This is a genomic window from Streptomyces sp. NPDC005574, from assembly GCF_040605435.1.
In the GTDB taxonomy this organism is placed as follows: domain Bacteria; phylum Actinomycetota; class Actinomycetes; order Streptomycetales; family Streptomycetaceae; genus Streptomyces.
The window spans coordinates 55,429-79,646 of record NZ_JBEXCW010000023.1 but is presented as its reverse complement, the minus strand read 5'-3'; the positions used below and the strand labels follow the sequence as shown (position 1 = coordinate 79,646).

Genomic DNA, 24,218 nt, shown 5'->3' with positions numbered 1-24,218 from the left:
ACGCCCAGGAGGCCCACGTGTCACCCACCTACGACGTGATCGTCATCGGTCTCGGCGGCATGGGCAGCGCCGCCGCCCATCACCTGTCCGCCCGCGGCGCCCGTGTGCTGGGCCTGGAGAAGTTCGGCCCGGTGCACAACCGGGGCTCCAGCCACGGCGGTTCGCGGATCACCCGGCAGTCCTACTTCGAGGACCCGGCGTACGTCCCGCTGTTGCTGCGCGCCTACGAGCTGTACGAGGACCTGGAGCGGGCCACCGGCCGGGAGATCGCGATCCTGCCCGGCGGGGTGATGGTCGGTCCGCCCGGCTCGCGGACCGTCTCCGGCTCCCTGCTCTCCGCGCAGCGGTGGGACCTGCCCCACGAGATGCTGGACGCGAAGGAGATCCGCCGCCGCTTCCCGACGCTCGCGCCGAAGGACGACGAGGTGGCGCTGTACGAGAAGAAGGCCGGTCTCCTGCGTCCCGAGAACACGGTCGCCGCGCATCTCCAGCTCGCCACCCGGCAGGGCGCCGACCTGCACTTCGAGGAGCCGATGACCCGCTGGGAGCCGTACCGGGACGGGGTCCGGGTGCACACCGCGGAGAACACGTACACGGCGGGCCGGCTGGTGATCTGCCCGGGGGCGTGGGCGCCGCAGCTGCTGACGGATCTCGGCGTGTCCTTCACCATCGAGCGGCAGGTCATGTACTGGTTCCAGCCGGCCGGCGGCACCGCGCGCTTCCTGCCCGAGCGGCACCCCATCTACATCTGGGAGAACGCGGCCGGCGTCCAGGTCTACGGCTTCCCCGCCATCGACGGTCCGGACCTCGGTGCCAAGGTCGCGTTCTTCCGCAAGGGCGAGGTCACCACCCCCGAGACCATCGACCGGACGGTCCACGAGGAGGAGATCAGGGCGATGGCGGACCACATGTCCGGCTGCGTCCCCGACCTCCCCGGTACCTTCCTCAAGGCCGCGACCTGCATGTACTCCAACACCCCCGACGAACACTTCGTGATCGCCCAGCACCCGGCCCACCCCGGGTCGGTCACCGTGGCCTGCGGGTTCTCCGGGCACGGCTTCAAGTTCGTGCCCGTCGTCGGCGAGATCCTCGCCGACCTGGCCCTGACCGGCACCACCGCCCACCCCGTCGGGCTGTTCGACCCCGCCCGCCTCGCCGCCGCGCCCGCCTGAGGAGCACGCCCGTGACGACGACCCCCGTCTCCCCCAGCCTGATCGCCACCCTCCCCGGGCGCCACTACACCGACCCGGAACTCTTCCGCCAGGAGCAGGAGCACATCTTCGAGTCGATGTGGTTCTGCGCCGTCCGCGGCGCCGACCTCGCGAGGCCCGGCGCGTTCCGCACGGTCCAGGTCGGCCGCGAGAGCGTGATCGTCACCCGGACCCGCACCGGTGAGCTGCGTGCCTTCCTCAACATCTGCCGCCACCGCGGGGCCCGGCTGTGCACGGAGGAGTCCGGCGAGGTCCGGCGCACCCTGCAATGCCCGTACCACGCGTGGACGTACGACCTGGAGGGCAAGCTGGTCGCGGCGCCCAACCTGGTCAGGATGCCGGACGTGGACCGGGTCGCGTACGGCCTGGTCAAGGTGGCCCTGCGCGAGTGGCTCGGCTACGCCTGGGTGTGCCTGGCCGACGAACCCCCCTCCTTCGAGGAGACGGTGCTCGGCGCCGCCGTCGAACGGCTCGGCGACGTGGCCGCGATCGAGCACTACGGCACCGAGGACCTCGCGCTCGGCAGGCGGATCGTCTACGACGTGAGGGCCAACTGGAAGCTGATCGTCGAGAACTTCATGGAGTGCTACCACTGCGCGACGATCCACCCCGAACTGACCGACGTACTGCCGGAGTTCGCGGACGGTTACGCGGCCCAGTACTACGTGGGCCACGGCGCCGAGTTCGGCGAGGGCATCAGGGGGTTCACCGTCGACGGCAGCGAGGGCTTCGCCACCCTGCCCGCGCTCTCCGCCGGCCAGGACCGCCGCTACTACGCCATCACCGTGAAGCCGACGGTGTTCGTCAACCTCGTGCCGGACCACGTGATCCTGCACCGCATGTTCCCGCTGGCCGAGGACCGCACGCTGGTGGAGTGCGACTGGCTGTACGCGCCGGAGGTCGTCGCGTCGGAGGCGGACCTGTCCAAGTCGGTCGAACTGTTCCACCGGGTCAACGAGCAGGACTTCGAGGCCTGCGAACGGACGCAGCCCGCCATGGCGTCGCGGGCGTACCGCAACGGTGGTGTCCTGGTCCCCAACGAGCACCACATCGGGATCTTCCACGCGTGGGTCCTGGAGAAGCTGGGAGGCGGCCATGCCGGATCTGTTCATTGACGGCGAGTGGCGGGGGGCGGTCGACGAACGCACCCGGGAGATCCGCTGTCCGGCCGACGGCTCCCTGGTCGGGGTGGTGGACGAGGCGGCCGGCAAGGACACCGTGGAGGCCGTCGCGGCCGCCCGCCGCGCCTTCGACGACGGACCCTGGCCGCGCACCTCCCCCGGCGACCGCGGCGACCTGCTGCTGCGCGTCGCCGACCTGCTCGTGCGCGACAAGGACGTGCTGGCCCGGGCCGAGTCCCTGGACACCGGCAAGCGGCTCGTCGAGAGCGAGTACGACATCGACGACATCGCGAACTGCTTCCGCTACTTCGGGCGGCTCGTCGCGAGCGAGACCGGGCGGGTCGTCGACACGGGGCGCGCGGGCGTCGACAGCCGGGTCGTGTACGAACCGGTCGGGGTCTGCGCGCTCATCACCCCGTGGAACTACCCGCTGCTGCAGACCGCGTGGAAGGTCGCCCCGGCTCTCGCCGCCGGCAACACCTTCGTGCTCAAGCCCAGTGAGCTGACCCCGCACACCGCGATCCACCTCATGCGGCTGCTGGCCGAGGCCGGGTTGCCGCCGGGGGCCGGCAACCTGGTCCTGGGCGCCGGCCCCGAGGCGGGCGCCCCGCTCGGTGACCACCCGGACGTCGACCTGATCTCCTTCACCGGGGGCCTGCAGACCGGCCGCCGGCTGATGGCCGCCGCGGCCGGGACGGTGAAGAAGGTCGCGCTCGAACTCGGCGGCAAGAACCCCAACATCGTGTTCGCGGACGCCGACTTCGACACGGCCGTCGACATGGCGCTGACGGCGGTGTTCCTGCACTCGGGCCAGGTCTGCTCCGCGGGCGCGCGGCTGCTGGTGGAGGACTCGCTGCACGACCGGTTCGTGGACGAGGTCGTCCGGCGTGCGTCGCTGATCCGGCTCGGGGGGCCGTTCGACGAGCGGGCGCAGACCGGACCGCTGATCTCGGCGGCGCACCGGGACAAGGTCGAGGCGTATGTGGCCCAGGGGCTCGCGGAGGGTGCGGTGCTGCGCTGCGGCGGCGCGCGTCCGTCCGGGCCGGGCCTGGAGGAGGGCTTCTACTATCCGCCCACCGTGCTGGACGAGTGCACGGCCGGCATGACGGTGGTCCGGGAGGAGTCCTTCGGGCCGGTGCTGACCGTCGAACGCTTCACCACGGAGGACGAGGCGCTGCGCCTGGCCAACGACACGATCTACGGGCTCGCCGGTGCCGTGTGGACGAGCGACGAGGCCAGGGCGGCCCGGGTCGTGGCACGACTGCGGATCGGCACCGTCTGGATCAACGACTACCACCCCTACGTGCCGCAGGCGGAGTGGGGCGGCTTCAAGCAGTCCGGCACCGGACGCGAACTGGGGCCCGCCGGGCTCGCCGAGTACCGCGAGGCGAAGCACATCTGGCGCAACACGGCTCCCGCGCCCCAGGGTTGGTTCGCCTGACGGCTCATCCCGACCCCGCGTGACCGCCCTCCGACCCCACGCCCCCCACGTACCGTCTCCCCCACCGATCCAGGCACCCGCACCGAGCCGCTCCATCCCCTCCTCCCGGCCCATCAGGAGTCCGCTCATGACGACAACGGAACAACCACCGTCCGAGCACGGCCACGACGACGCCGAACTCGCCGAGTTCGGCTACAGACCCGAACTCAAGCGCACCCTCGGCAACTTCCACACCTTCGCCGCCGGGATCAGCTACATCTCCATCCTGACCGGCACCTTCCAGCTCTTCTACTTCGGCTACGGCAGCGGCGGCCCCGCCTACTGGTGGTCGTGGCCGATGGTCTTCGTCGGCCAGTTCATGGTCGCCCTGTGCTTCGCCGAGCTGGCCGCCCGCTATCCCGTGGCGGGGTCGGTCTACAACTGGTCGAAGAAAGTGGGCAATCCGCACCTGGGCTGGCTCGCCGGCTGGATGATGCTGATCGCCTCGATCGTGTCGATCTCGGCCGTCGCCCTCGCCTACCAGCTGACGCTTCCGCAGATCTCGTCCGCGTTCCAGTTCGTCGGGGACGGCACCGGCAAGTACGACGTGGCGACGAACGCGGTCGTCCTCGCGACCGTGCTGATCCTGTTCACGACCCTGGTGAACGCCTTCGGCGTCAAGCTGATGGCCACCATCAACAGTGCGGGCGTGCTCATCGAGCTGGTCGCCACCGTCGTCCTCATCGTGCTGTTCGCCGTCCACATCACGCGGGGACCGCAGGTCGTCACCGACACCCAGGGCACCGGAACCGCGCACTCGGCAGGCTACCTGGGGGCGTTCATGGTCGCCTCACTGGCCTCCGCGTACGTCATGTACGGCTTCGACACGGCCGCCTCGCTGGGCGAGGAGTCCCTGGACCCGTCCCGGAACGCGCCGCGCGCGATTATCCGCGCCATCGTCGCCTCGTTCATCCTCGGCGGACTGGTGCTGCTGCTCGCGCTGATGAGCGTCTCCAGCCTGAAGGGCGACAAACTGTCCACGGACGGCCTGCAGTTCATCGTGCTCGACGTGCTCGGTCCGACGGCCGGCAAGGCGATGCTGTGGTGCGTGCTGATCGCGGTGACCGTCTGCGCGCTGGCCGTGCACACGGCGGCGATCCGGCTCGCCTTCGCGATGTCCCGTGACAACAACCTGCCGGCGTCCTCGCTGATGGCGAAGGTCAGCCCGCGCTTCAAGACCCCGGTGCTGCCCGCGGTGATCATCGGTGTCCTCGCCGTGGCGATCCTCGTCGTCAACATCCGCCAGCCGCAGATCTTCACCGTCGTCACCAGCATCGGCATCATCATGATCTACCTCGCCTACCTCGGCGTCACCGGACCGATGCTGGTGGCCCGGCTGCGCGGGAAGTGGCAGCCCGCGGGCGACGGCAAGTTCTCGCTGGGCCGCTGGGGGCTGCTCGTCAACCTCGTTGCCGTGGTGTGGGGCGCGGCGATGACGGTCAACCTGATCTGGCCGCGCGCCGAGGTCTACAACGCGGCTGCCCCGTTCCACTGGTACCTGCGGTGGGGCGCGGTCCTGTTCGTCGCGGTGATCGCCGGCGGCGGCTTCGCCTACTACTGGTTCGTGCAGCGGCACAGGACCGGCGTACTCGCCGAGCACCGGCTGGACGACCCGGCCGCGCCGCCCGCGCCGCTGGGCGCCCCGGCGACCGACTGAAGGAGGTCAACAGCTCATGGACATCGATGAGTTCGACTATGTCGTGGTCGGCGGGGGCACCGCCGGCAACGTCGTCGCGGCCAGACTCTCGGAGGACCCGTCCGTCACGGTGTGCGTGCTGGAGGCGGGCCCGAGCGACGTCGGTGACGACGACGTGCTCAAACTGGAGCGCTGGATGGGCCTGCTGGAGTCCGGCTACGACTGGGACTACCCGGTCGAGCCGCAGGCCAGCGGCAACAGCTTCATGCGGCACGCCCGCGCCCGCGTGCTGGGCGGCTGTTCCTCGCACAACTCCTGCATCGCCTTCTGGGCACCGGCCGAGGACCTCGACGGCTGGGCCGCGTCCGGTTGTACGGGCTGGAGCGCCGCCGACCTCTTCCCGCTGTACCGGCGGCTGGAGAACAACGACGCTCCCGGCGACCACCACGGCCGCACCGGGCCGGTGAAGCTGCGCACGCTCAAGAGCGACGACCCGTGCGGCACGGCCCTGCTGGAGGCGTGCGCGCAGGCCGGCATCCCGACCACGCCCTTCAACACGGGCCGGACGGTGGTGCGCGGGGCCAACTGGTTCCAGATCAACTCCGACGAGAACAACATCCGCCAGTCGTCCTCGGTGGCGTACCTGCACCCGGTCCTCGGCAAGCGGCCGAACCTGGAGGTACGGACGGGGGTGCGGGCCAAGAGGCTCGTGCTCGACGGCCGGCGCTGCGTGGGCGCCGAGTACCTGGACCCGGACCTGATCCACACCCGGACCGTACGGGCCCGGCGTGAGGTCGTCGTGTCCTGCGGCGCGATCGACTCACCGAAACTGCTGATGCTCTCCGGCATCGGACCGGCCGCGCACCTGCGCGAGACCGGCGTCGAGGTCGTGGTCGACTCGGCGGGCGTCGGCGAGAACCTCCAGGACCACCCCGAGGGCGTCATCATGTGGGACGCCGCGCAGCCCATGACCACCACCTCCAGCCAGTGGTGGGAGGCGGGCATCTTCTACGACACCGAACCGGGCCTGGACCGGCCCGACCTGATGTTCCACTACGGCTCGGTGCCCTTCGACATGAACACCGCCCGGCACGGTTACCCCACCTCCGAGAACGCGTTCTGCCTCACGCCGAACGTGACGGGCGCCAAGTCCCGTGGGACGGTCCGGCTGCGCACCCGGGACTACCGGGACAAGCCGATGGTCGACCCGCGGTACTTCACGCACGAACACGACGTACGGGTGATGACCTTCGGGCTGAGGCTGGCCCGCGAGATCGCCTCGCAGCCGGCGCTGAGCGGCTGGGCGGGCGCCGAACTGGCCCCGGGGCCGGACGTGCGCACCGACGACGAACTCCTCGACTACATCCACAAGACCCACAACACCGTCTACCACCCGTCCTGCACCGTGAGGATGGGCGCCGACGACGACACCTCGGCCCCGCTCGACGCGCGGCTGCGGGTCAAGGGGGTCGAGGGGCTGCGGGTCGCGGACGGCTCGGTGATGCCGGACCTCGTCGCCGTCAACCCGTGCATCACGACGATGATGATCGGCGAGAAGTGCGCGGACCTGCTGAAGGAGGACGCCTGATCAGGTCGTGGTCGCCGCGGGCCGCCTGAACATCCGTGTCGCCGTGATCTCGCTGTGCACCGCTTCGCCCTCTCCGGCCGGGACCTGCTGGGGCAGTCCCGGCCGGAGGTGTTCCTCCACGCTGATGTACTTCAGCCCGGCCCGCAGGTCGGCGTCGTTGCGCAGCCGGATGACGAGCGGGAACTCGGCGAGCGCCGTCGTGTCGAACAGGCCGGTGGTGTAGAGGAGTTGCACGCCGAGCGCGTCGGACACGGCCCGCTGGAGCTCCAGCAGGTAGGTGGCGTTGGCGCGCCCGATGGGGTTGTCGAGGAACAGCGTGCCGGCGTGCCGGTGCTTGTCGTGGCCCCGGTCGTTGCTGCGGAGGGCGGCCATCGTGCAGTACAGGGCGATGGCCGCGGTGAGCAGCTGCCCGCCCGAGAACACGTCGCCCATCTGCCCGACGGGGACCCGCTCGGCGCGCAGCACCGCGTCCGGCTTGAGGATCTCCACGGCGATGCCCTTGGGCATGAGGGCGGCGCCGACCCCGCGCAGCAGCAGGGACATGCCGTCGCGCCGCAGGTCGGAGTTCTTCCTGACGGCCGCCCGGGTGGCCTCGTCGATGACTTCGCCGAGCCGCTCGGTGAGGACGGCCTGATCGGGCTCCTCGAAGCGGATGCGCAGGAACTCCTGCCCGGACCACTCGCCGAGGCCCTCGGGCAGACGGGACAGCCGCTGGGCGGAGCGCAGGGTGGCGAGGGCCGACTCGACCAGCCCCCGCAGCCGGTCCACGATCGAGTCCCGGTTGCGCTCCAGCTGGGCCAGCTCGTCGGTGAGGACGCGGAGACGGGGCGCGAAGGCGTCGGCCCACTTGCGGGCGTGCTCGGGCAGCGCCGACGCCGGCAGCTCGCGGATCTGCTGTCGCGCGGGGGTGCGGACCTGTTCGTAGCGCGTGGAGTTGGCGTGCCGGACGAGGGTGTCGCTCGCCTCGCGCACGGCGGACTCGGCGGCGGACAGGTCGGCGGCGCAGCCGCGCAGGGAGCGGCGGGTCTCTGCGGCGGCCTGCCGGGCCTCCTCGGGGCTGCCGGGGTAGGGCTCGGTCTCCTCCTGCTCCTCCTCGGCGGTGTGCTCGCGCAGCAGGTCGCGGAGCATCGCGGCGATCTCGTCGAAGCCGCCGGCGGCGTCCTCGGCGGCGCGGTGGGCGTCGAGGAGTTCCGCGTGCGTCTCCCTGGCAGCGCTCAACGCCTCGGTGCGGGAGGCGAGTTCGGTGCTCGCGGTGCGCAGCAGGGCCTGGGCGTGTTCGGCGTCGCGCGGGAGCATGTCCTCCGGCAGCCCGGTGTGCGCCGCGCCGTCCTCGGGGGCGTGCCGTTCGGCTTCGGCGCGCAGCCGGCCGAGCTGCTCGCTGGCGGCGGACATCCGGGTCTCCAGGAGCTGGACCAGTTCGTCGGCTCGGGCCGCGGCGGCCTGCCGCGACGGTCCGTCCGAGCCGTCGGTCGACTCCAGGAGCTGTCCGGCGCGGGTGCGGACCTTGTTGCTGAGCCGGTCGAGTTCGGCGCGCGCCGCGCTCTCGTCGCTCTCGGCCCGGGCCTGCTCGGCCCGCAGGTCGGCGCCGACGCCGACCTTCTCGTACACCTGGGAGGCGGCCCGGTAGGCCTCGCGGAGGGCAGGCAGCGACGACTTCGCGGCAGCCTCCGCGTCCTCGGGGACGTCGTCGGGGGCGCCGGCGATCTCCGAGCGTTCGGCGCGCAGGGCGCGGGCGGTCCGGCGGGCGTCGTCGCCGGCGCGCTGGGCGGCCCGCCGGTCCTCGTCGGCGGCCCGGGCCCGCTCCAGACAGGCCTGGGCGCGGGCCTCCGACTCGGCGGCGTCGTCGGCCAGTTCCCGCAGTTTGACCTGCCAGCCGGCCCGTTCACGCAGCCGGAAGGCGAGGCCGGCGAGGGCGTCGGCGGCGCGCCGGGCCTTCTGCGCGGCCTCCTGGCGTTCGTCGCGTACCTGGGCGGCCTCGGCCGCCGCCTCGTCGGCCTCGGTCCGCACGGTTCGTGCCTCGACCAGCTCGGCCTCGGCCTCCTCGGCGAACGCACGGGTCTCCCCGGCGGCCTGCGCGAGTTCCACGAGCCGGCCCGCGGGGCAGCCGGTGCGCCAGGACGACAGGCGCGCCGCCAGCTCACGGTCCTTGCCGAGGCGGGCCGCCAGCGCCCGGATCTCCTCGTCCCGGGCGCCGGCCCGCGCGCGCAGTGCCTGCCGTTCCTCGTCGGCGGCGTGCTCGTCGTGCATGGCCGGGTTCGGCGGTACGAGGAACACGTCGGCGTGGCGGCCGTCGTGGGCGTCGGGACCGGGCGTGGGGGCGAGCAGGGCGGCCGCGGTGCCGACCGCCACGGCGGAGCGGGGCAGCAGCGCGGCGTCGGTCAGCGCCTCCCGCGCCCGCGCGTGCGTGTCGGGGTCGGTGATGATCACGCCGTCGACCAGTTCCGGCCGGGCGGCCAGCACGCGGGCGTGGTCGACGGGGTCGACGGCCTGTGCGAGATAGCGCCAGCCGGGCAGCGCGGGGATGCCGCGTTCACCGAGGAACTCCACGGTGGCCAGCACGTCGGGGCCGGGCGGCAGCAGCCCGCCGTCGCCGAGCGCGCTGAGGATGCGGGCGTCGTCGGCGGCGGCGGTGCGCAGCTCGAAGAGCTGCCGTTCGGCCCGGGCGACGGAGTCGTCGAGCAGTTCGCGCAGTTCGTCGGCGAAGCGGTCCAGGTCCTCGGGACCGAGTGAGCCGCTCTCTGTCCGGGCGGGCGGGATCGCGCCGGCGCCCGGGGAGGCGGCGGGCCCGTCGGCCCCCGCGCGCGGTGCGGGCACGGCGCCGCGCCCTGCGCCGGCGAAGGCGCCGGGCAGGCTCAGCAGTTCCGCGAGGCGCTCCTCCGCCGCGAGGCCCTCGGCGAGGCGGCGCTCGGCGTCGTAGGAGCGCTCCGCGGCGGCCGCCGCGTCCGCCGCGCGGGCCGCCGTCAGCTCCGCGCGGGACTCGGTCGCGGCGGCCTCCCTGGCGTGCTCGGACGTCCGTCGCGACGCCTCGCGCGCGGTGTCCCAGGCGGCCACGGCGGTCTTCTCGGCGTCGCTGGCGGCGAGCGCGGCCCGCGCGGGGTCGGCGTCGGGCGCGCTGTCGTCGAGCCAGCCCGCCCGCACGGCCTCGGCGGTCTCCTGCTCGACCTCGGTGAGGCGCTGGCGCAGGTGTCCGGCCTCGCTGCGGGCGCGCTGCGCCTCCGTGGCGGCGGAGGTGGCGTCCCGGTGGGCGGTCTCGCTGACCTCCTGGAGCGCGGCGGACCGCTCCTCGCCCTCGTTGGCGAGGGTCTCGGCGCTGTCCGCGGCCGCGTGCAGCGCGCGTACGAGATCCACGGCGGCCCGGGAGCGCGCGGCGAGCGCGGGGGCCGCGTCCCGTTCGGCTTCCTGGATGGCGGCGGCCACGCGGGCGACGCGGTCGGCGGCTGCGCGGTGACGCAGCACCACCTCGGCGGCCTGCCAGGCGGAGTGCAGGGTGCGCGCGTCGGCGAGTTCGCGCTTCAGCGCTGCGGCCGACCTCTCGGCCCCGGCCAGCGCCAAAGAGGCGTGCCGGTAGGCGAGTTCGGCGGCGATCAGGGCGCTGCGCGCGCGGCCTGTCTCGGCGTGCGTCACGGCGTACGCGGCGGCGGTCACCCGCTGGGCGAGGTCGCCCGACCGCAGGCGCTCCCGCGTGCCCCGCGCGGAGAGCCGGCGGGCCAGGGTCCGGGTGCGGCGTTCGGCCCCCGTGTGGATCTCGCGGGCGCGGGAGCGGGCCTCGGCGGCCTCGACGATCCGGCCGAGCAGGTCCACCGACCCGGCGGTGAAGTCCCGTTCGGCGATCAGCTCGGCGCGCCGGCCCAGCTTGTTGCCGAACCCGCTGACCAGGTCGGCCAGTCCGTCGGTGTCGCGGGTGTCGGTGACGGCGCGCAGCAGCAGGTCGGTGAAGTCGGAGTCCTTCTTGACCGCGAAGAGGCCGGCGGCCTCGCCCTCGTCGGCGTTCATCTCCCGCTGGTAGCGGAAGAGTTCGGGGTCGAGGCCGAGGTCGCCGAGGTGCTCGATCCACCGGTCGTGGACGTCCTCCCAGTGGACCTCCAGGTGCGGGTACGCCTTGCCCGCCTCGGTGATGGCGTCCCTGAAGCCCTTCATGGTGCGCCGGCGGCCCTGCGCGCCGGACTGGCCCTCGACGGGCGGCCGTACGGCGGTGGACTCGGCGACCGGCAGGTTGTCGAGGCTCAGTCCGGGACCGGGGCGGAAGGAGTACCAGGCCTCGGCGAACTTGCGCGGGTCGCTCGAGACCTGGCGCCCGCGCCACTCGCTGGCCTTGCCGACGACGACGCACTCGCCGGTCTGCACGTGCTGCCACTCCAGCGCCACGTGCCCGCAGTCGTCGGCGAGCAGGAACTTGCGCAGCACTCCGGAGCTGGCGCCGCCGAGCGTGTTGCGGTGGCCGGGCAGCATCACGGAGAAGATCAGCTTGAGCAGGACGGACTTTCCGCCGCCGTTCTCCAGGAAGAGCACGCCGGCGGGCGCTGGCCGCAGGGGCGGGCCGACGGGCTCGTCCGCGAAGAACTCCGCCTGGGTGGGCGCGGGGTCGGGCACGGGCGCGCCCACGCCCCGCAGGTCAAGCACGGTGTCGGCGTAGCGCGCACCGGCGGGACCGATCGAGTAGAGGCGGACCCGGGACAGCTCGTACATGGCGGACTCTCGTAAGTCTTCGGCAGGTCGGGGACGTGGGAGGGGCTGGGGCTCAGGTGGAGTGGAACGGGAGCCCGGCGTCGGCCACCAGGTCCAGGTCGTCGCTCTCCTCGGCGGGCAGCAGGGTCGGCGTGCCGTCGGTCACCGGGACGACGCCCAGTTCGAGGAGCTCGGCCATGGCGGCGGTGCCGGCCATGTCCCGCACCTGGAGCTGGTAGCGGGCTGTCGTGCGGTAGGTGCCGCCGTTCTCGTCGCCGGTGCGCTGGAGGAAGCCCGAGTCGGTGAGGAACACGGCCGCCTTGCCGACGATACCGGTCGTCGAACCGGCCAGGCGGCGCGCGTCCTTGGTGGCGCCGGTGGCGCTGCGTCTCGCCCAGATCCGCCAGGCGGCCTCCAGGCCGGGGGCGTCGGTGGCGGGGTCGGTGATCTCGCCCACCGCCTCGGCGCGCTCCTCCAGCCGACGGCAGGCCTGGCGCACGAACGCGTCGACGCCGTTGACGGTGACCCGCCCGATGTAACCGTCGTCGGCGAGGTCCTCCGGGCGCGGGAACGCCATGGCGGCTACGGCGAGGTGTGCCAGCCCGTGCAGGAAGCGGTCGGCCGAGTCGGCGGACGTGCGCCGCGCGTAGTCGCCCATGCGGACGGCGAACACCGAGTCCTCGGCCGCGGTCACCGCCATCCCCGCGCGCGGGGACACCTCCAGGACGACCAGGCCGAGTCCGGCGGCCACCGCGTCGGCCAGGCGCGCGAACGGCGCCTCCTCGCGGTAGCGCCGCAGCAGGTCCTGGTACTCCTGGTCGCGCGCCGGCTGGAGCTTGGGCTGGAGACCGAAGGCGACGAGCCGCGCCGCGTCGGCGGCGTCGGCGGGGGTGACGGCGGCACCCGCCTGCGCGGCGACGGCCTCCGGCTCGCTCCGGTCGACGTGCTCGCTCACGACGGGGACTCCTCGGGGTGGTGGGGGACGGCTGGCGGGACGACTTGTCGACGATCCCGGGGGTGGGGATGGGCACGGGGTCTGCGCGACGGGGCCGCGGGGGCGGCGAGCGCCGCACGGGCGGGAGCGGCCGGGCGGGCGGGGGCGGCCGGGCCCGCTCTGTGGAGAGCAGCCACACCCGCTCTGTGGAGAGCAGCCACGCCCGCTCTGTGGGGGACGCCCGCGCCTACCTTGTGGGGAGCGTCTGCGTCGGCCCTGCGGGGAGCCGCGGCGGCGGCTGCGTGGCGGGCCGCCGCGAGCGTTCCGCAGGGAGGCGCCGCAGGCGTTTTGTGGCGGTGCGGGGACATCGGTCCGGAGGCGTGCGGGGGCCGGGGCAGGCGCATCAGGCGGCCTCCGTCCGGTCCGCCGCCATTCCCGCCGCGTCCAGCAGGGCCATGCCGACGATGAGGTCGGCGCCGCCGAACTCCGGGTCGTCCAGCTCGGTGCCGTCGTCCACGGCGAACAGCAGTTTGCGCTCGCCCTGCCGGTAGGCGGTGCCCACCGGCGGACTGGCCGCGTGCACCGCCAGCAGGGCGACGAGGTAGGGCAGTTCGGGGTCCTGGCGACGGGCCTCGGCCAGCAGCCCGGACAGCCGGCGGGGGGCGTCGGCCGGCAGGTCGAGCAGCGCCGTGGCCGCCGCCAGCTGCTCCTCGCTGAACCGGCTGTCGTCCGGGGTGGCGACGAGGTCCGGCTCGGGCATCTCCGCGCCGAGGTGCTCCCGCTCGACGGGAGGCGTCAGGAGGATGTCGACGAGGTCGCCGACCCGCACGGAGACCGGGGTCCGCAGGCCGGTGCCGTGCACGAAGAACGCGTCGGTGACGCGGACCGCCTCCCGCAGGGGCAGCGGCAGGACGGGCGCGAGGAGATGGCCGTACAGGTCGGTCCCCGAAGTGGTCAGGGGGGTGGCGAACGCCTGCCGGTCCTGCTCGGCGCGGAACAGCGGGCCCGCCTCCAGCAGCCGGGACTGGAGCTGGGTGTGACGCCGGATGCAGTCCTTGACGATGTCGACGAGCTCGGCCGCGCGCCGCTTCTGCTCGGGGTCCTCAGACTCGTCGCGGGCACGGCGGATGTTGGTGAGGATGGCGTTCTCGTGGCGGTAGCGGTCGGCGACGTGGTCGAGGGCCTCGGCGATCATGTCGGGCACCGAGTTGAGCCAGTCGACCGCGCGCACGTTGCGCCGGGTGGCGTCCAGGGCCCGGCGCAGCGTCTCGGAGTACTGCACGGTCCGGTAGCGGGCCTGTTCCGCGGCGAGCTGGGCGTCGGCGAGGCGGCCGCGGCTGATCAGCACCTCCAGCTTGACCTCGGCGGCGATCTGGGCGCTGGTGACGTCGGTGTCGAGGGCGCCCACGAGGACGTTGACCGCCTCGTCGGTGGTACGGAGGTACACGGTGCCGCCGGGGCCCGGCACCTCCTCGATCAGCTTGAAGTCGTAGTCGCGGCGCACATAGGTGCCGTCCGTCGCGAACGTGCCGTAGACGGCGCGGAATCCGCGGTCCACGCTGCCGACGTTGATCAGGTTCTCCAGCACCCAGCGGGCCACGCGCTCGTGCTCGGCCACGGGCCGGTGGGGGGCCTGGGCGGCGATGCGCGGGATGAGCCGGGCGACGATCTGGTCGTGGTCGGCTCCGGTGTCGAAGTCCATGTTCAGGGTGACCAGGTCGATGGCGGACAGGGCGACCTCCGCCATGCCGTACACGGAGTACTCACCGGCGAGGTTGGCCTTGCGGGCATCGAGGTCGTGCAGCGGCGCGGTGCAGGCGAGCGCGCGCAGCCGCCGCGCCAGTCCCTCGTCGGCGGCCGGGCCCGGTGCGGGGCGCGGCCCCGCGCTGAGCTGGGGCGGAACGCTGTCCGTCGATGCAGGCGAAGTCACGGTGCACAGACTAGGTCCTCGGTCTGACAACGACCCAAACGGCGCAGATGCCCTCCGGGGCGGCGCCGGTCACAGGGGTGCGGTGGCTCGGCCGAGCGGCTTGCCGCCCCTGCCGCCGTGCGTCGTCCGCCGTGCGTCGTCCGCGGCACGTCGGTGGCCGGTCGCGCAGTTCCCCGCGCCCCTTCACGGCACTGCCGCCGCCCAGGCCCCGATGTGCCGTCCGTCGCCCGCAGCACATCCGTGGCCGGTCGCACAGTTCCCCGCGCCCCTTCACGGCACTGCCGAGCACTCCGCCGAGCCCGCCCGCCCGATGGCGCCGTCCGTCGCCCGCAGCACGCCCGTGGCCGGTCGCGCAGTTCCCCGCGCCCCTTCACGGCACTGCGGCCGCCCAGGCCCCGATGTGCCGTCCGTCGCCCGCAGCACATCCGTGGCCGGTCGCGCAGTTCCCCGCCCCCCTTCACGGCACTGCCGAGCACTCCGCCGAGCCCGCCCGCCCGATGGCGCCGTCCGTCGCCCGCAGCACGCCCGTGGCCGGTCGCGCAGTTCCCCGCGCCCCTTCACGGCACTGCGGCCGCCCAGGCCCCGATGTGCCGTCCGTCGCCCGCAGCACATCCGTGGCCGGTCGCGCAGTTCCCCGCCCCCCTTCACGGCACTGCCGAGCACTCCGCCGAGCCCGCCCGATGGCGCCGTCCGTCGCCCGCAGCACGTCCGTGGCCGGTCGCGCAGTTCCCCGCCCCCCTCGCGGCGTGCCCCTCCCCCGCGCCCGTCCACGCCATGCGTCGTCCTGTCAGTTCTCCTCGCCGACCCGGCGGCGGTAGACCTCGACCACGCGTTCCAGGGAGTCGGCGAGGTAGACGGCGAGCAGGTGCTCGGCCTCGTCCTTGTCCCCCGCCTGGAGTGCCGTGAGGATCTGCTGGTTGCGTGCGAGATAGGGCTCGTGCAGTCGGCGCGGGTCGTCCACCACGTGGAAGGCGAGGCGCAGTTCGGCGAAGACACTGCGCATCAGTTCGTCGGTGCGGTCGCTCGCCGCGAGGGCGACGAGCTCCCGGTGGAAGTGGATGTTGGCCGTGCCCAGCTCTTTCCAGTCACCTTCACGTGCCGCCCGCTGCCCCTCCGCGACGGCGTCGGCAAGGCCGTCGAGGCCGTACGGCGGCTCTCCGAGCCCGCGCACCACGGCGCACTCGACGAGGCCGCGGGTGCGGTAGATGTCCTCGACGTCCTCGACGCTCAGAACCCGGACGAAGACGCCCCGGTTGAGCTCGTGGACCAGCAGCCTCTCGTGCGTGAGCAGCCGGAACGCCTCGCGCAGGGTGTTGCGGGAGACGCCGAGCGCGCCGCCGATGCTGTCCTCCGACAGCCGGGTGCCGGGCGGGAAGTAGCCCTCGGCGATACGGCTTCTGAGGATGTCCGCGACCCGTTCGGCGGTGCTGGTACGGCCCAACAGGGCACGGTCGTCGGCCAGTCCGGTCAGCTGCTCTGCCATGCCCGGAATTCAAGCGCAGATACAGGAACGAAACAACACGGGTATTGAAGGATCGTTCAACGATCCTCTACCTTGTTGCCACGGCGCCGTTCCGCACCCACGGCGCCCGGTCCTCCCCGCACGGCACGGCTCGGTCCCACGCACTCTCCGTCCTCCCTCTGCGAGGTGCCCCATGAGTACGACCCCTCCGCCACAGGCCCTGACCACCGACCCCGGCGCCGCCGACGCGACCGGCGTCCACACCGACGACGGCGCGCTGGGCTGGCTGCGCGCCCTCGGTCCGCGCGGCCGCCGGGCCTTCGCCGGCGCCTTCGGCGGCTACGCCCTCGACTCCTACGACTACTTCACGCTGCCGCTCAGCATGGTGGCGCTGGCCTCGTACTTCGGCCTGGACAGCGGCCAGACCGGTCTCTTCACCACCGTCACGCTGGTGGTCTCCGCGGTCGGCGGCGCCCTCGCGGGCGTGTTCGCGGACCGGGTCGGCCGGGTGCGGGCGCTGATGATCACCGTCGTCACCTACGCGGTGTTCACCGTCGCCTGCGGTTTCGCGCCCAACTACGAGACGCTGCTGGTGTTCCGGGCCCTGCAGGGGCTGGGCTTCGGCGGCGAGTGGGCGGTCGGGGCGATCCTGGTCGCCGAGTACGCGAGCGCCCGCCACCGCGGTCGTACCCTCGGCGCGGTCCAGAGTTCGTGGGCCGTGGGCTGGGCACTGGCCGCCGTGGTCTACACACTGGTCTTCTCCTTCCTCGGCGCCGACCTCGCCTGGCGGGTGATGTTCTGGACCGGCGCGCTGCCCGCGCTGCTCGTCATCTGGATGCGGCGCCGGGTGCACGACGCGCCCCAGGCGGCCGCCGCCCGCGAGAAGAGCGCCGAGAAGGGCTCGTTCGCGGCGATCTTCCGTCCGGGCACGCCGGAGGCGCCGGGCCTGCTGCGCACGACGGTCTTCGCCGGGTTGCTCTCCACCGGCGTCCAGGGCGGCTACTACACCCTCGCCACCTGGGTGCCCACGTACCTGAAGACCGAGCGTGACCTGTCGGTCGTCGGCACCGGCGGCTACCTCACGTTCCTGATCTCCGGCGCCTTCCTCGGCTACCTGACGGGCGGATACCTCACCGACCGGTTGGGGCGCAGGCGCAACATCTGGCTCTTCGCGCTGCTGTCGGCCGTCTGCATCCTGGCGTACGCGAACATCCCGAGCGGCGCCAACACCGTGCTGCTCGTGCTCGGCTTCCCGCTCGGGTTCTGCATGTCGGCGATCTTCAGCGGCTTCGGGTCGTATCTGAGCGAGCTGTACCCGACCGCGGTGCGCGGCACCGGGCAGGGCTTCACCTACAACACCGGCCGCGCGGTGGGTGCCGTCTTCCCCACGACGGTGGGGTTCCTCGCCGACAGCTGGGGCGTGGGCGGCGCGCTGGTGTTCGGCGCCATCGGTTACGCCATCGCCGCGCTGGCCCTGCTGGGCCTGCCGGAGACCGCAGGGAAGGAACTCACGTGAGCACGACCCAGGACCGTCCCGTCACCGCGCCTCGGGTGCGGCCGCCGTCCCCGGCCGGGGACCGCCCCCTGACCCTCGTCGACGCGCACGCGCACGCGTGGAGCCCCAGGGACGCCCGGACCCGCTTCCGCGCGGGCCTGGCGGGCCCCACCGCCGGGGTCGCGGCGGGCCACACCCAGGTCAACCTGATCTCGGTGCCCGCCGACTGGGCCTACGACATGCTGCTGTTCTGCCAGCGCAACCCCAAGCCCTGTCCGGTGCTCGACGTCACCGACGCCGGTTCCCCGACGACCGTCCTGGCCGACGGCGCCGACCTGCGCACCGATCTGCCGCGCTACCGCGTGTGGGAGAACGGCGAGCTGGTGGAGGAGCCGACCGACGTGCGCGCGCACTGGCGCGACGACCTGGTGTCGTTCCTGATCGGCTGCAGCTTCACCTTCGAATGGGCGCTGACCGGGGCGGGCGTCCCGATCCGGCACATCGAGCAGGGCCGCAACGTCCCGATGTACGTGACCGGCCGTCAGTGCCGCCCGGCGGGGCGGCTGCACGGCCCCATGGTGGTGTCCATGCGGCCGGTGCCGCCGCAGCACCTGGCGGCCGCCATCCGGGAGAGCAGCCTGCTTCCGGCGGTGCACGGCAGCCCCGTGCACTGCGGCGACCCCTCGGCTCTGGGCATCCACGACCTCGGGCGCCCCGACTTCGGCGACCCGGTGGAGTCCGAGCCGGACGACATCCCGGTGTTCTGGGCCTGCGGGGTGACCCCGCAGGCCGCGGTGATGGCCTCGCGTCCGCCGTTCGCCATCACCCACGCCCCCGGGCAGATGTTCCTCACCGACGCCCGCGACGAGCAGTACCGCGTCGCCTGAGCAGGAGACACTGGAACCATGACCCCGATCGATCTCAACGCGGACCTCGGCGAGGGCTTCGGCCGCTGGCGGCTGACCGACGACGAGGGCCTGCTGTCCGTCGTCACCAGCGCCAACGTGGCCTGCGGATTCCACGCCGGGGACCCGGTGACCATGCGCCGGGTGTGCGAGCGGGCGGCCGAGCGGGGGGTCCGGATCGGCGCCCAGGTCTCCTACCGGGACCTGGCGGGCTTCGGCCGCCGCGCGATGGACGTGCCGTCCGCCGAGCTGGCGGCCGAGGTGGCCTACCAGATCGGCGCCCTCCAGGTCTTCGCGCGGGCGGCGGGCACCCGCGTGTCCTACGTCAAACCGCACGGCGCGCTCTACAACCGCGCCGTGCACGACGCCGAGCAGGCCGGCGCGGTCGTCGACGGTGTGCTCCTCGCCGACGCCACGCTGCCGGTGCTGGGGCTGCCCGGCTCGCGGCTGCTGGAGCTGGCCGGGAAGGCGGGTCTGCCGGCAGTCCCGGAGGCGTTCGCCGACCGCGCGTACACCGCGGAGGGCACCCTCGTCCCGCGTGGCGAGGACGGCGCCGTCATCAGCGACCCGCAGACCGTGGTGCGGCGCTCGCTGGGACTGGCCCGCGACGGAGTGGTCGCCGCCCGTACGGGGGCGAGCGTGCCGGTCCGCGCGCGTTCCCTGTGCGTGCACGGGGACACGCCCGGCGCGGTGGAACTGGCCCGCCGGGTCCGGGAGCGGCTGGAGGAGTCGGGCGTCCGAGTGGAGGCCTTCGCGTGAAGGTGCTGCCGGTGGGTGAGAGCGCGCTGCTCGTCGAGGTGGCCTCGGGCGACGAGGCCGAGGCGCTGCACGCCGAGCTGCTGCGCCGTCGCGCGGAGGGCCTGCTGACCGCCCGGGAGATCGTCCCGGCGGCCCGCACGGTCCTCCTGGACGGCGTCGGCGACCCGGACCGTGTGGCGTCCGAACTGACCGCATCCACAGTGCCCCCCGCTCCCCCGCGCGCGCGGCGGGTCGTGGAGGTCCCGGTCCGCTACGACGGCCCCGACCTGGCCGACGTCGCCGCGCACTGGGGTGTGTCCGAGCGGGAGGCGGTCCGCATCCACGCGGACACCGAGTTCCACGTCGCCTTCTGCGGTTTCGCCCCCGGCTTCGGGTACCTCACCGGACTGCCCCCGCGCTACGACGTGCCGCGCCGTTCCACCCCGCGCACGGCCGTACCGGCCGGGTCGGTGGCCTTGGCGGGCCCCTACACCGGCGTGTACCCGCGCGCGTCGCCGGGCGGCTGGCAGCTGATCGGCACCACCGACGTCGTGCTGTGGGACACCGCGCGCGTGCCGGCCGCGCTGCTGTCGCCGGGCACGCGTGTCCGGTTCGTCCCGGTGGGGTCCTGATGACCGACCGCGCGCTCGCCGTCGTACGGGCCGGGGCGCTGACCACCGTGCAGGACCGCGGGCGTCCCGGACACGCCCACCTCGGGGTGCCACGCTCCGGGGCGCTGGACCCGCTCACGGCCGCGCTGGTGAACCGGCTGGCCGGCAATCCGCCCGAGGCGGCCGTCCTGGAGACCACACTCGACGGGTGCGCCCTGCGCCCCCGTTGCACGGTCACCGCGGCGGTCGGCGGGGCGCCCTGCCGGGTGACCGTGAACGGCCGTCCGGCCCCCTGGGGCGCACCGGTGCTCGTACCCGGCGGGGCGCTTCTCGAGGTCGGGCCGGCCCTCGCCGGAGTACGCGGCTATGTCGCGGTGTCCGGCGGCATCGCCGTCGAGCCGGTGCTCGGCAGCCGCTCCACGGACCTCCTCTCCGGCCTGGGGCCGCCCCCGCTGGCGGACGGCGCGGTCCTGCCGCTGGGGCCCGAGACCGGCCTCCACGCGCGCGTGGACGTGGCCCCGCAGCCGCGCCCCCCGGCGGAGCTCGTCCTGCATGTCACACCGGGCCCGCGCGAGGACTGGTTCACGCCACAGGCCCTACGGACCTTCACCACCCGCGCGTACCGCGTGTCCTCCGCGAGCAACCGCATCGGTCTGCGCACGGAGGGGCCCGCCCTGGAGCGGGCCCGGTCCGGTGAACTGCCCAGCGAGGGCATGGTGCTGGGCGCCGTACAGGTACCGCCCGACGGCCGGCCGGTCGTCTTCCTGGCCGACCACCCGACGACCGGTGGCTACCCGGTCATCGCCGTCGTCCGCGCCACCGACCTCCCAGCCACCGCCCAGGCCGCCCCCGGCACCCCGGTGCGCTTCGTCAGCGTCCACCGCCGCTGAACCCGGCAGCCGACCCACCGCGACGGCCAACCGCGCGACCACCCCACCACCGGCGGCCGCCCCGGTCATCGCCGTCGTCCGCGCCACCGACCTCCCAGCCACCGCCCAGGCCGCCCCCGGCACCCCGGTGCGCTTCGTCACCGCCCACCGCCGCTGAACCCGGCAGCCGACCCACCGCGACGGCCAACCGCATGACCGCCCGATCACCGGCGGACCCCGGTGATCGCCCTCATCCGTGCGACAGAAGCCACCCGACACCTCTGCACCTCTCAACGCCCCTTATGCCACGTCGGCCCGTTCCGTCGCCGTCAGGGCCGTGAGGGCCGCGGAGACCGCGGCGGAGGCGCGGAGGTCGAGCCGGGCGCTCGTGCCGCGCGCGCGGTGGCGCAGTTCGTCCGCGGCGAGCGTCAGGAGCTGGGGCAGCAGGTCGGTGCACCGCCGGGCCACCCAGCCCGTGCCCGCGGTGGCCAGCCACCACAGGCTCGCGGACCGGGTGGGCGCCGGGAACTCCGGCTCCGGGGAGGGCGCCGGCCCGGTCGCGACGCTCTCCCGGGCCAGCAACGCGTGAAAGCGGACCGCCAGTTGCCGGTGCCCCCGCTCCCCCGGATGCAGCCGGTCCGCGCTCCACATCGCGCGGTCGGTGATCCACGCGCCCTCGGAGGCGTGCAGGTGGACCGCCCCGTGGCGGTCGGACAGGGCGTGGACGACCGCGTTGACCGCCTGCTGCCGCCGGGCCAGTGGGCGGGCCAGCGCGCCGGGCAGACCCAGCGTCCCGCCCGGGTCGGGCAGACACGCCGTGAGCAGGACCGCGCCGAGGTCGGCACAGGCGGCGTACACGGTGTCGAGGCGGGCGGCGACGGCACGGATGTCGAAGGTGCAGCGGAGGGTGTCGTTGACGCCGATGATCACCGACACGACGTCCGGGCTCAGGGCGAGCGCGGCGGGCAGCTGCCGTTCCAGCACGTCAGGCGTCTGGGCGCCGCTCACCGCGAGGTTGGTGAACACGACGACCCGTCCGATCCCCCCGTCCGGCCCGGGTGCCGCGCCCTCGTCCGGCGTCGCGGCGAGCCCGTCCGCGAGCAGCGCGGCCCAGCCGCGCCACCCGTCTCCGACGGGGTCGCCCACGCCCTCGGTGAGCGAGTCACCGAGGGCGACGAAACGCCGCGGTCTCATCCGACACCCTCGGGCAGGAACGTACGGGTGGCGCCCGGCACCACCGCGTCGTGCGCGGCGAGGAACGCCCCGACCGACGTACGCCATCCGAAGCACTCCGCCCGCGCGCGTGCGGCCTCGCGCCGGGCCTCCTCCGGAAGCGCCAGCAGTTCCTCCACGGCGTCCGCGAAGGCGGCACCGTGGTCGGCGGCCGTGGCTCCGGCGGAGCCGATGACCTCCGACAGCGCGGACGAGGCGCTCGCCACCACGGGCGTGGCGCAGGCCATCGCCTCCAGCGCGGCGAGCCCGAACGTCTCGGCGGGTCCCGGCGCCAGACACACGTCGGCGGACGCCTGGAGCGCGCCGAGCAGCGCGCGGTCGCCGACGTGGCCGAGGAAGGTGACCGGCAGCCCGCGCTCGCGCGCCCGCTGTTCGAGCCGCGCGCGCAGCGGCCCGTCCCCGGCGACCACCAGCACCGCGCGTCGGCCGCGTCGCAGCAGCGCCTCCAGCGTGTCCAGCGCGGTGCCGGGCCGCTTCTCGACCGACAGCCGGGAGCACATCACGAGCAGTGCCTCGCCCCCGCGCGCGTGCCGGGCACGCAGCCCCGGGTCGCGCAGGTCCGGGTGCCGCTCCACGAGGTCGACGCCCAGGGGGGCCCGAACGACGTTGCGGGCCCCGATGCGCACGAACTCCCGCTCGGCGAACTCGGTGGTGCACACCACGCGCGCGTAGGTGTGGGCCGTACGGACGTTGAGGGCGTCGGCCGCACGCCGGGAGAGGTTCTCCGACAGGCCCCAGGTGCGCAGGACGCCGTCGGCCGTCTCGTGGGAGACCATCACGGCCGGGACGCGCGCCCGCCGCGCCCACTTGCCGGTCCACCGCAAGGTCGTCCGGTCGGAGACCTCCAGGCGGTCGGGCGCGAGTTCCTCCAGGAGCGCGGCGAGCCGCCGTCTGTCGGTGAGGACGCGGTAGCCGCCGGTACCGGGCAGCAGCGGGCCCGGCAGGGTGATGACCCGGCCCTGTTCGGTCTCCCGGTCACCGGCCCGCTCGCCGGGCACGACGAGCACCGGCTCGTGTCCCGCCGCCCTGAAGCCCTTGCCCAGCTCGCGCAGCGCGGTGCGCAGTCCGCCGGAGGAGGGCGCGACGAAGTTCGCCAGCCGTACGATCCGCAGCCCGGTCATGCCGCCACCACCGTCCCGCGCGAGGCGAGCACGTCGCCGTAGTGGCCGATGAGCTGGTCGCCGACGGCCGCCCAGGTGCGTCCCTCGACGGCCCCGCGCGCGGCGGTGCCGAAGGCGGCCCGCAGCGCCGGGTCGGCGCCCAGGGCGGCGACGGCGTCCCGTACGGCGCCGGCGTCGCGCGGCGGGACCAGCAGCCCGGTGCGGCCGTGGGCGACCAGGTCCAGCGGTCCGCCCGCGGCGGGCGCGACGACGGGCACGCCGCTCGCCATGGCCTCCTGCACGGTCTGGCAGAAGGTCTCGAAGGGGCCGGTGTGCACGAAGACGTCCAGGGAGGCGAAGATCCGGGCGAGATCGTCGCCGGTGCGCCGGCCCAGGAAGACCGCGCCGGGCAAGGCCTGGTCCAGGCTCGCCCGGCTCGGCCCGTCGCCCACGACGACGACCCGTACGCCGGGCAGGCCGCAGGCGCCGGCCAGCAGTTCGATCTGCTTCTCGGGTGCCAGGCGACCGACATAGCCGACGATCAGCTCACCGCCGGGGGCGAGTTCCCGGCGCAGTGCGCTGTCGCGCAGTTCGGGGCGGAAGCGGGCGGTGTCCACACCCCGCGCCCACAGCCGTACCCGGGGCACGCCGTGTGCCCGCAGGTCGAGCAGGGCCGGGCCGGACGGGGCGAGCGTCAGGTCGGCGGCCGCGTGGACGGAGCGTATGCGCCGCCAGGCGGCCGCCTCACCGGCGCCCACGTACGTGCGGGCGTAACCGGCGAGGTCGGTCTGGTAGACGGCCACGGCGGGAACGCCGAGCCGGGCGGCGGCCGCCATGCCGCGGACGCCGAGGACGAACGGGCCGGCCAGGTGGACGAGTTCGGCGCGGTGTTCGGTGATGGCCGCGGCGACGCGTCGGCTGGGGAGGGCGACGCGGACCTGGGGGTAGCCCGGGAGCGGTAGGGAGGGGACACGGACGACCGGACACGGCGCCGAGGCGTCGGGCCCGCTGCCGGCGGCGGTGGCCGGTGCGACGACGAGGGGAAGGTGACCGCGGTCCACGAGGTGTCGGGCGGTCTGGAGCGCGCAGTGGGCCACGCCGTTCACGTCGGGGGGAAAGGACTCGGTCACGATGACGACACGCATACCCGTGTTGTCGCCGGGCTGGACGTGGCCGCGTCAACGTGGATCTGTCCGGGCGAGGAACGGTCCATGAGCGTTGCGCTGCGCACCCGGGCAGG

General features: G+C 74.0%; 17 protein-coding genes. 10 read left to right on the top strand and 7 right to left on the bottom strand.

Annotated features, from left to right (window positions below; genetic code table 11):
- The first annotated feature begins 17 nt into the window (after window positions 1-17).
- The 5 genes from solA (at window position 18) to ABZT03_RS17730 (ending at window position 7,036) form a co-directional block, all read left to right on the top strand.
- Window positions 18-1,172, top strand: a complete 1,155-nt coding sequence (gene solA, locus ABZT03_RS17750; RefSeq protein WP_356040103.1) for an N-methyl-L-tryptophan oxidase — start codon at window positions 18-20, stop codon at window positions 1,170-1,172.
- 11 nt (window positions 1,173-1,183) lie between these two features.
- Window positions 1,184-2,326 carry an aromatic ring-hydroxylating dioxygenase subunit alpha gene (locus ABZT03_RS17745; RefSeq protein ID WP_356040100.1) on the top strand — a complete coding sequence of 381 codons (1,143 nt, stop codon included), beginning with the start codon at window positions 1,184-1,186 and terminating at the stop codon, window positions 2,324-2,326.
- A complete protein-coding gene (locus tag ABZT03_RS17740; protein WP_356040097.1) occupies window positions 2,307-3,773 on the top strand; it encodes an aldehyde dehydrogenase family protein in 1,467 nt (488 codons plus the stop codon). Before ABZT03_RS17745 ends, ABZT03_RS17740 begins: the two co-directional genes overlap by 20 nt.
- Window positions 3,774-3,900: 127 nt before the next feature.
- Window positions 3,901-5,469: an amino acid permease gene (locus ABZT03_RS17735; protein ID WP_356040094.1), complete on the top strand. Its 1,569-nt coding sequence runs from the start codon at window positions 3,901-3,903 to the stop codon at window positions 5,467-5,469.
- Window positions 5,470-5,485: 16 nt separating this feature from the next.
- The gene (locus ABZT03_RS17730) at window positions 5,486-7,036 is read left to right on the top strand and encodes a GMC family oxidoreductase N-terminal domain-containing protein (protein ID WP_356040092.1); all 1,551 of its coding nucleotides are present in this window, start codon (window positions 5,486-5,488) and stop codon (window positions 7,034-7,036) included.
- Here ABZT03_RS17730 and ABZT03_RS17725 read toward each other — a convergent pair whose 3' ends face one another.
- The 4 genes from ABZT03_RS17725 to ABZT03_RS17710 all read right to left on the bottom strand — a co-directional run bounded on the left by ABZT03_RS17725 (window position 7,037) and on the right by ABZT03_RS17710 (window position 16,048).
- On the bottom strand, window positions 7,037-11,722 hold the full coding sequence (locus ABZT03_RS17725) for a hypothetical protein (protein WP_356040089.1): 4,686 nt from the start codon (window positions 11,720-11,722) through the stop codon (window positions 7,037-7,039).
- A gap of 52 nt (window positions 11,723-11,774) precedes the next feature.
- The gene (locus ABZT03_RS17720) at window positions 11,775-12,656 is read right to left on the bottom strand and encodes a hypothetical protein (protein WP_356040086.1); all 882 of its coding nucleotides are present in this window, start codon (window positions 12,654-12,656) and stop codon (window positions 11,775-11,777) included.
- A 382-nt stretch (window positions 12,657-13,038) separates the two neighbouring features.
- Window positions 13,039-14,565 (bottom strand): hypothetical protein, encoded by a 1,527-nt coding sequence (locus ABZT03_RS17715; RefSeq protein WP_356040083.1) that lies wholly within the window; start codon window positions 14,563-14,565, stop codon window positions 13,039-13,041.
- 787 nt (window positions 14,566-15,352) lie between these two features.
- Window positions 15,353-16,048 (bottom strand): GntR family transcriptional regulator, encoded by a 696-nt coding sequence (locus ABZT03_RS17710; protein ID WP_356040080.1) that lies wholly within the window; start codon window positions 16,046-16,048, stop codon window positions 15,353-15,355.
- Between the two features lie 172 nt (window positions 16,049-16,220).
- On the opposite strand from ABZT03_RS17710, the gene ABZT03_RS17705 reads away from it, so the two are divergent.
- From ABZT03_RS17705 to ABZT03_RS17685, 5 genes are read left to right on the top strand one after another with little or no spacing between them, the layout of a single operon-like run.
- Window positions 16,221-17,543: an MFS transporter gene (locus ABZT03_RS17705; RefSeq protein WP_356040078.1), complete on the top strand. Its 1,323-nt coding sequence runs from the start codon at window positions 16,221-16,223 to the stop codon at window positions 17,541-17,543.
- Between the two features lie 35 nt (window positions 17,544-17,578).
- Window positions 17,579-18,409 (top strand): putative hydro-lyase, encoded by an 831-nt coding sequence (locus ABZT03_RS17700; RefSeq protein ID WP_356040169.1) that lies wholly within the window; start codon window positions 17,579-17,581, stop codon window positions 18,407-18,409.
- 18 nt (window positions 18,410-18,427) lie between these two features.
- On the top strand, window positions 18,428-19,186 hold the full coding sequence (locus ABZT03_RS17695) for a 5-oxoprolinase subunit PxpA (protein WP_356040075.1): 759 nt from the start codon (window positions 18,428-18,430) through the stop codon (window positions 19,184-19,186).
- A complete protein-coding gene (pxpB, locus tag ABZT03_RS17690; RefSeq protein WP_356040072.1) occupies window positions 19,183-19,797 on the top strand; it encodes a 5-oxoprolinase subunit PxpB in 615 nt (204 codons plus the stop codon). Before ABZT03_RS17695 ends, pxpB begins: the two co-directional genes overlap by 4 nt.
- Window positions 19,797-20,666, top strand: a complete 870-nt coding sequence (locus ABZT03_RS17685) for a biotin-dependent carboxyltransferase family protein (protein WP_356040069.1) — start codon at window positions 19,797-19,799, stop codon at window positions 20,664-20,666. The genes pxpB and ABZT03_RS17685 overlap by 1 nt, the downstream gene beginning before the upstream one ends.
- A 279-nt stretch (window positions 20,667-20,945) precedes the next feature.
- Here ABZT03_RS17685 and ABZT03_RS17680 read toward each other — a convergent pair whose 3' ends face one another.
- The 3 genes from ABZT03_RS17680 to ABZT03_RS17670 are packed head-to-tail and all read right to left on the bottom strand — an operon-like array spanning window position 20,946 to window position 24,123.
- Window positions 20,946-21,839 (bottom strand): SGNH/GDSL hydrolase family protein, encoded by an 894-nt coding sequence (locus tag ABZT03_RS17680; RefSeq protein ID WP_356040066.1) that lies wholly within the window; start codon window positions 21,837-21,839, stop codon window positions 20,946-20,948.
- Entirely contained in the window at window positions 21,836-22,999 is a 1,164-nt protein-coding gene (locus ABZT03_RS17675) for a glycosyltransferase (protein WP_356040064.1), read from the bottom strand. Before ABZT03_RS17675 ends, ABZT03_RS17680 begins: the two co-directional genes overlap by 4 nt.
- On the bottom strand, window positions 22,996-24,123 hold the full coding sequence (locus ABZT03_RS17670; protein ID WP_356040061.1) for a glycosyltransferase family 1 protein: 1,128 nt from the start codon (window positions 24,121-24,123) through the stop codon (window positions 22,996-22,998). Before ABZT03_RS17670 ends, ABZT03_RS17675 begins: the two co-directional genes overlap by 4 nt.
- Window positions 24,124-24,218 lie beyond the last annotated feature (95 nt).

Coding starts and splice junctions, on each gene's coding strand:
- ABZT03_RS17730 (WP_356040092.1), top strand. CDS start 5,486: ATGGACATCGATGAGTTCGACTATGTCGTGGTCGGCGGGGGCACCGCC.
- ABZT03_RS17670 (WP_356040061.1), bottom strand. CDS start 24,123: ATGCGTGTCGTCATCGTGACCGAGTCCTTTCCCCCCGACGTGAACGGC.
- ABZT03_RS17675 (WP_356040064.1), bottom strand. CDS start 22,999: ATGACCGGGCTGCGGATCGTACGGCTGGCGAACTTCGTCGCGCCCTCC.
- ABZT03_RS17685 (WP_356040069.1), top strand. CDS start 19,797: ATGACCGACCGCGCGCTCGCCGTCGTACGGGCCGGGGCGCTGACCACC.
- ABZT03_RS17680 (WP_356040066.1), bottom strand. CDS start 21,839: ATGAGACCGCGGCGTTTCGTCGCCCTCGGTGACTCGCTCACCGAGGGC.
- ABZT03_RS17705 (WP_356040078.1), top strand. CDS start 16,221: ATGAGTACGACCCCTCCGCCACAGGCCCTGACCACCGACCCCGGCGCC.
- ABZT03_RS17695 (WP_356040075.1), top strand. CDS start 18,428: ATGACCCCGATCGATCTCAACGCGGACCTCGGCGAGGGCTTCGGCCGC.
- ABZT03_RS17735 (WP_356040094.1), top strand. CDS start 3,901: ATGACGACAACGGAACAACCACCGTCCGAGCACGGCCACGACGACGCC.
- ABZT03_RS17740 (WP_356040097.1), top strand. CDS start 2,307: ATGCCGGATCTGTTCATTGACGGCGAGTGGCGGGGGGCGGTCGACGAA.
- ABZT03_RS17725 (WP_356040089.1), bottom strand. CDS start 11,722: ATGTACGAGCTGTCCCGGGTCCGCCTCTACTCGATCGGTCCCGCCGGT.
- ABZT03_RS17710 (WP_356040080.1), bottom strand. CDS start 16,048: ATGGCAGAGCAGCTGACCGGACTGGCCGACGACCGTGCCCTGTTGGGC.